General features: G+C 44.4%; 4 protein-coding genes and 1 pseudogene. 3 read left to right on the top strand and 2 right to left on the bottom strand.

Going from position 1 to position 6,080, the window contains the following annotated elements; translation table 11 throughout:
* Positions 1–207: 207 nt before the first annotated feature.
* Positions 208–1,409 (bottom strand): annotated as a pseudogene (locus G493_RS30765) (L-serine ammonia-lyase).
* A 197-nt stretch (positions 1,410–1,606) separates the two neighbouring features.
* On the opposite strand from G493_RS30765, the gene G493_RS32650 reads away from it, so the two are divergent.
* From G493_RS32650 to G493_RS0122105, 3 genes are all read left to right on the top strand, one after another.
* A complete protein-coding gene (locus G493_RS32650; RefSeq protein WP_051309795.1) occupies positions 1,607–3,406 on the top strand; it encodes a sensor histidine kinase in 1,800 nt (599 codons plus the stop codon).
* Positions 3,403–4,050 carry a response regulator gene (locus G493_RS0122100; protein ID WP_028582119.1) on the top strand — a complete coding sequence of 216 codons (648 nt, stop codon included), beginning with the start codon at positions 3,403–3,405 and terminating at the stop codon, positions 4,048–4,050. The genes G493_RS32650 and G493_RS0122100 overlap by 4 nt, the downstream gene beginning before the upstream one ends.
* 171 nt (positions 4,051–4,221) lie before the next feature.
* Positions 4,222–5,292, top strand: coding sequence for a cytochrome-c peroxidase (locus G493_RS0122105; protein ID WP_028582120.1), 1,071 nt, complete (start codon positions 4,222–4,224; stop codon positions 5,290–5,292).
* A gap of 292 nt (positions 5,293–5,584) precedes the next feature.
* On the opposite strand, the gene G493_RS30775 is transcribed toward G493_RS0122105, so the two are convergent.
* Positions 5,585–5,896, bottom strand: coding sequence for a TrmH family RNA methyltransferase (locus tag G493_RS30775; protein WP_269746344.1), 312 nt, complete (start codon positions 5,894–5,896; stop codon positions 5,585–5,587).
* Between the last annotated feature and the right edge of the window lie 184 nt (positions 5,897–6,080).

The following is a 6,080-nucleotide window of genomic DNA, read 5'->3' on the forward strand; positions in this document are numbered from 1 at the left end:
CAGACGGTTCAGGAGCAACTGCTGCAGACCGGTTTTCATACCATCACCAATCATGATATGCTGCCATATCATTACATGTTGACAGCTGTCAGATAGTGCCTGTCCATACATGGTCTCGGAGTTTACGCGTACCTCAACTTGAGTAAAAAACCTCATTTATGGGCAGACAGCAGAGAGTAGCTACCCAAAAATACCCATCGTATTGTATCACGGTTGCATAAACGTTGTGGCCAGTCCTCCCTGAGAGGTTTCACGGTAGAGAGAAAGGATATCGTGCCCTGTTGTCAGCATGGTTTTCACCACCTTGTCAAAGCTTACCAGGTGATGACCATCGGTCAACAGGCTATACTCTGCACAGGCCATGGCCCGCACTGCAGCAAAAGCGTTTCGCTCAATACACGGAATCTGCACCAGGCCCTGCACAGGGTCACAAGTCAAACCGAGATGATGCTCCAAGGCCATTTCCGCAGCATACTCTATCTGCCTGGGTGAGCCGCCAAGAATTTGTGTAGCTGCACCGGCGGCCATGGCACAGGCCACGCCTATCTCGCCCTGACATCCTACCTCTGCCCCGGATATGGACGCATTGCTTTTAACCACGTTGCCAATAAGCCCCGCCGTTGCCAGAGCTTTGATGATAGATCGATCGCTGTGCCGTTGTTCATACGACAGGTAATAAAGAACCGCCGGCAGAACACCACAGGAACCACAGGTGGGAGCGGTGACAACATAGCCGCCCTCCGCGTTTTCCTCTGAAACGGCAAGTGCATAACTTGAAAGCAGCCCTGTTCGGGCCTCACTTTCTTTCAATCTTCTGGCCTTAACCATGAAATCGCGCGCCTTCCTCGGCAGGTTTAGCCCTCCCTGGAGAATACCGTCAGTCTTGAGGCCCCGGTCAATGGCCTCCTTCATTTTATCCCACATTTCAGGTAAAAATGAGGTGATCATATCATCACCCTCCACCTCCTGCACCAGCTTCCACAGAGGATTTCCCGTAGTCTCCGTCCACCTGAGAACATCAGCCATGGAACGTTGCCCATAGATATGCGCATGCTCTGCTTCTGCAGCTCTGCTCTCGCAGTTCTCCACCACCGACAGAAAACACAGTCCAGTCTCTGCAACAGGCTCCCGAATCATCAAGAGCTTCAAAGTACATCCCATTAGGATGACAGGATAATGAATCACTGCTCCAGATAATTTCGCAGGGTACCGGCTCAATGACAGTGATGATGGCTTTGTCTTCTAAGATGACCTTTCCCGGTACGGCTGAGACTACCATACAGGGTAACACGGTAGGCGGTTGCTTCGGGGGATTTCTCCTGAAAAATACGTGCTGCATTACGCGGCCCTATTGTATGGCTTGAAGATGGCCCCATTCCATACCGATAGAGATATTGTAATGATTGCATGGGCGTTGTTTATAAACCTGGTGATTATATTATTTTCCCCGAGTTAACACTGATAGTAATAGCCATTTCTAAAATTCCTCTCTCAGAACATTTACGGGTTACAATTTCTTGTTAAAACATTTATTGTATCCAGATAAGATTACAGGAGAAGTTTATCAAATTTCATTTTTCCAACATCACGAAAAAAACTCTTTTCCATGAAGCTGCATTATAAAACAGCGGGCTTACTTACAGGCGTCATTCTTTTCTGCCTAGGTACCATCTCTGCTGTTATATGGCAGGTTGTAGGTTCAAGCTATGAAAAGTTTGAGATTTCTGAAGGAGAAAAGAATATTACCAGATGCTTTTCAGCCCTCTCAAGAGAAATTGAACACCTTGAAACAACAACCCATGACTGGGCTTCCTGGGACGATACTTATTCTTTCATCGCTGATGGTAATACAAACTACATTCGCTCAAATCTCATCACCCAAACATTTATTGATAATAATCTTAGCCTTATTGTTCTGACAGATTTAAAGCTTCATCCAACCTGGGGCAAAATCTATTCAGACGACACCCTGAAGGAATATCACAATAGTTTACTCCCTTTGAATAGGCTCGTTGGAATTTCGACTGCAAAATCCACAACTCAGCAGAATATCGCGGGGTTTCAAAATACACATGAAGGGGTAATGCTCCTCGCAGTCCAACCAATTCTACATAGCGATAACAGTGGCCCTGTGCGTGGTTACCTTGTTATGGGCCGTTTTTTTAATCATGAGGATATTGAACTACTCCAAGATCAAACCCAAGTCAGTCAGGAATATTACGAAATTCATAAAGTGAGAACCCTACCGCATCTACAACGTATTTATAATACCCTTCTGCAAAGCAGAAAGGACGTATTATTCCAACGTAGTGACAATGAATTATTTACCTACGGAATAATATCAGATGTGTATAAAAAGCCACTGATGCTGCTAAAAATCACTCTTCCACGGGACATTTACAAAAGTGGCTTACAAACGGCTCTATACCTCCTTACCGGGATGACAGTCGTAATCCTGTTCAGCATGTTCATACTGTTTCTCCTTATTCAGGCACAAGTAGTTCGACCAATACAAAACCTTACATGCGACATTGTGTCCTTAAGAAAAAGCGGCAAGTTATCCTCTGGACAACCTCCCTACGAAAACGATGAAATTTCATTACTCTACTGTGAAATAGTGACTCTTTTTGAAGACTTAGCAAACAGTCAGAAAATCAAGGATACGGCTCACAAACACTTGCTGAATGAGATAAAAGAACGGAAAAAAATTGAACAAGAACTCATTCAACATCATAGCAGACTTCGCGAGCTTGCCTCCCAATTAACATTAACAGAAGAACGGGAACGTAGACAGATTGCTTCAGATCTGCATGACCGTATAAGCCAGTCCTTAGCTGTCTGCCAAATGCGCCTCAACACGTTAACAGCTCAACTCAAAGGCCATGTTGCCCAGGAAAAATGCCTTGAGTTAGCTGAGTATATACAAGAAATCATCCATGAGAGTAGAACCCTCACATTTGAAATCAGCCCACCAATTCTTTATGAACTGGGATTATCAGCAGCAATTGAATGGTTTGCAGAACAACTCAATAAACAATCTGCTATTCAGGTCATTTTTTCCTATGAATCAGAGTGTGAAACGGACGATTTTACTTTAAGAATACTTATTTTCCGCGCAGTACGAGAGCTACTGTTTAATGTTATAAAGCACAGCGGAGCATCGCATGCACATGTACATGTTTCCCTTATAGAATCCATAAAAAGCCTGGCCATAGAGGTGCGGGACAATGGCAATGGTTTTAATTGCGAAGAAAAGAGGTTGCAACCAGGCTTTGGCCTCTTTGCCATTGAGGAGAGAGTGCGTTCTCTAGGAGGCACCTTTAGAATTATTTCATCTCCAGGTCAAGGATGTAAAGTGCAATTTGAAGTACCGTTTCAGGCCAAACAACAAAGGTTCTGTGCATGACAATAAGAATTTTTTTAGCAGATGATCATCATCTTATGCGGGAAGGGTTAAGAGCATTGCTTATTTCTCAACCTGACTTTGAGGTGGTCGGTGAAGCTGAAAATGGTCGCGAGGCAGTTGCCCTATGCAAAAAAATACAGCCGGATGTTGCGCTCATGGATGTTTCCATGCCCGAAATGAACGGAATCGAGGCAACAAGGCAAATAGTAACAGAGCTCATTTCCGTCAAAGTAATCGCGCTGTCAATGTATGCAGATCGACGATTTGTTGAAGGTATGATGAAAGTAGGAATTTCCGGCTATTTACTTAAAAACTGTCTTGGCGAAGAATTATTTTCAGCAATCCACAAAGTGGTTAAAGGGGAAGTATACCTCAGCCCACAGCTTTCCGGGACCATCATGTCAGGATATGCTCGATTGCTGAAAACGGAAAAAGAAACTGTCACGCCCTCTCTTACGTATAGAGAACAGGAGATACTACAGCTTTTGGCGGAAGGACATGATGTTAAACGTATTGCACATACACTTTATATCAGTACCAAAACTGTTGAAACGCACAGAAGAAATATTATGAAAAAACTCAATGCCAAATCAATGGTTGACCTGGTCCATTTTGCACTTCGAAATGGCCTTACATCCTTATGACAATATCTCAAGAGGAAAAATACGCCTGAGGAGCATTTCTTATCAGGGTATCCCTGATACCCAAAATGAGGATTCGTTGTTTTATTGCATTTATCCGTGTCTTCTATCCTGCTCAATCAGCGCGGAGAAAGAAGACAAAAAAGAATCATATTCTATCCAGGAGACAATGCAATGAAAAAGCACAGAACAGCAATCTTAGGGCTAGCGGTGATGACAGGTACGATGAGCCTCAGCTGGGCTGCTGGCGGGCCTCCAAAAGTGAACACATCCAAGGAGCAACTCGGAATGCTCCTGTATAAAGATAAAAATCTTTCCAGCACTGGAGTGCAATCATGCCAAACTTGTCACCATCCTTATGCCGGGTTTGCAGATAGAACCAATCTGATGCATCCTGAAGTTAATGTCGTTTCAACAGGAGCTGACGGAGTGAGTCAGGGCGGCAGAAATGCACCGTCTTCCGCTTACGCAGGTTTTAGCCCGATTATGTCGATTGATGAAAGTGGAGAATACGTTGGAGGCCTATTTTGGGATGGCCGGGCTACAGGCGAGAGATTAGGTGATCCTTTAGCAGAACAGGCGCAAGGGCCGCCTCTTAACCCTGTGGAAATGGGACTGGAAACTTCTGAACAAGCCATTGATATCATACGCGAGAGTGATTACAGCGACAAATGGCTTGCTGTTTTTGGACCAAATTCTTTGGATGATGTCGATATGGCATGGGTATATTTTGGTAGAGCCATTGCCGCATATGAGCGTTCTGCAGATGTGACTCAGTTCTCTTCCAAATATGACCTGGCAAAAGATCAATTCACAGATGCGGAGGCGAGAGGAGAAACTCTGTTTCAAAACAATTGTGCCCGTTGTCATTCCAATACCCCCGAGTTCGGGGCACCTGCACCTTTATTCACTAATTATCACTACGCAAATATCGGTGTGCCATCTAATCCTCTCGTGCCTTTATCTTCACCTGATCTTGGACTAGGTGAGATAACCAGCGACTCGTTACAGGATGGAAAATTTAAAATCCCAACCTTGCGGAACATCGGTATGACGGCTCCCTATTCACATAACGGACGCTTTGCCACGCTCATCGACATGGTCAGTTTCATCAACGACAGCTCCGCCTTTACTCCAGAGGTTGACAGAAACATTGATGGCCAAGTTGGCAATATGTCTTTGACTGACCAGGACATTAGCGATTTAGTGTCTTTTCTCCTCACTCTTACCGACGGCTACGAGTAGCATAAGAATGTTATCGTTCAGCATATACTTGTAATTCTATGCTAATGTTTCTCCTCACAGGATGCTTCAAGCTGAAAGGGCGGCTCGTAGCCCGCCCTTTTGGTACTGAACAAGCTAAAAACTTTATTGTGGTAAAAGAAGATTTCCTGACAATATCTGATTTTAGTGCTGTGCTCACCCCCCTTACCAGCAAAGGTGAATTTATCTAGCAATTAAAAGGAATGCCTACTAGAAAATCTATTTCACCAGTTGGATTCTAGCAAATCAGGCTAGACTCCGAAATCTTCACGTATTAACAGGCAGTTTCTAAAGTATCCAGATACTTCCGCGCAGTATCATATAGAATCACACTTGCTGCAGTGGCAACATTCAAAGAATTGACCATACCATAAACTGGTAGATGCACAGAGAAATTCACCATATCCAAAGCCTCACTGCTTACTCCCAGGGTTTCGTTACCCAATACAAACAGTGTTGGATAAGCGTAGGTTGTTTCTGTATAGAGTTGACTGTTTTTGGTGAGTTCCATCGCCACTATCTGATACCCTTGTTGCCTGCATGTTTCCAACTGCTCACAGGTTGAAGAAAAAGGAGTGATCGGCAACTCGCAGACCTATGTCAGGAAGGATGCCATGGTGCCCCCAGAGGATACAGCAAAAAATTTGATCCTAAAAACCTGAGGGCACTCTACTGATCATTGATTGGAAGAAAAAAGCCATGGAGATGGGACCGCCTGAAAAAATCCGCATTGCGGAACAGACGGTTCAGGAGCAACTGCTGCAGACCGG

Origin of the sequence: Desulfogranum japonicum DSM 18378, assembly GCF_000429945.1 — a bacterium.
Lineage (GTDB): Bacteria > Desulfobacterota > Desulfobulbia > Desulfobulbales > Desulfobulbaceae > Desulfogranum > Desulfogranum japonicum.

What these genes read in the sequence shown, in the direction of transcription:
- G493_RS0122105 (WP_028582120.1), top strand. Translation starts at nt 4,222, where the DNA reads ATGAAAAAGCACAGAACAGCAATCTTAGGGCTAGCGGTGATGACAGGT.
- G493_RS32650 (WP_051309795.1), top strand. Translation starts at nt 1,607, where the DNA reads ATGAAGCTGCATTATAAAACAGCGGGCTTACTTACAGGCGTCATTCTT.
- G493_RS0122100 (WP_028582119.1), top strand. Translation starts at nt 3,403, where the DNA reads ATGACAATAAGAATTTTTTTAGCAGATGATCATCATCTTATGCGGGAA.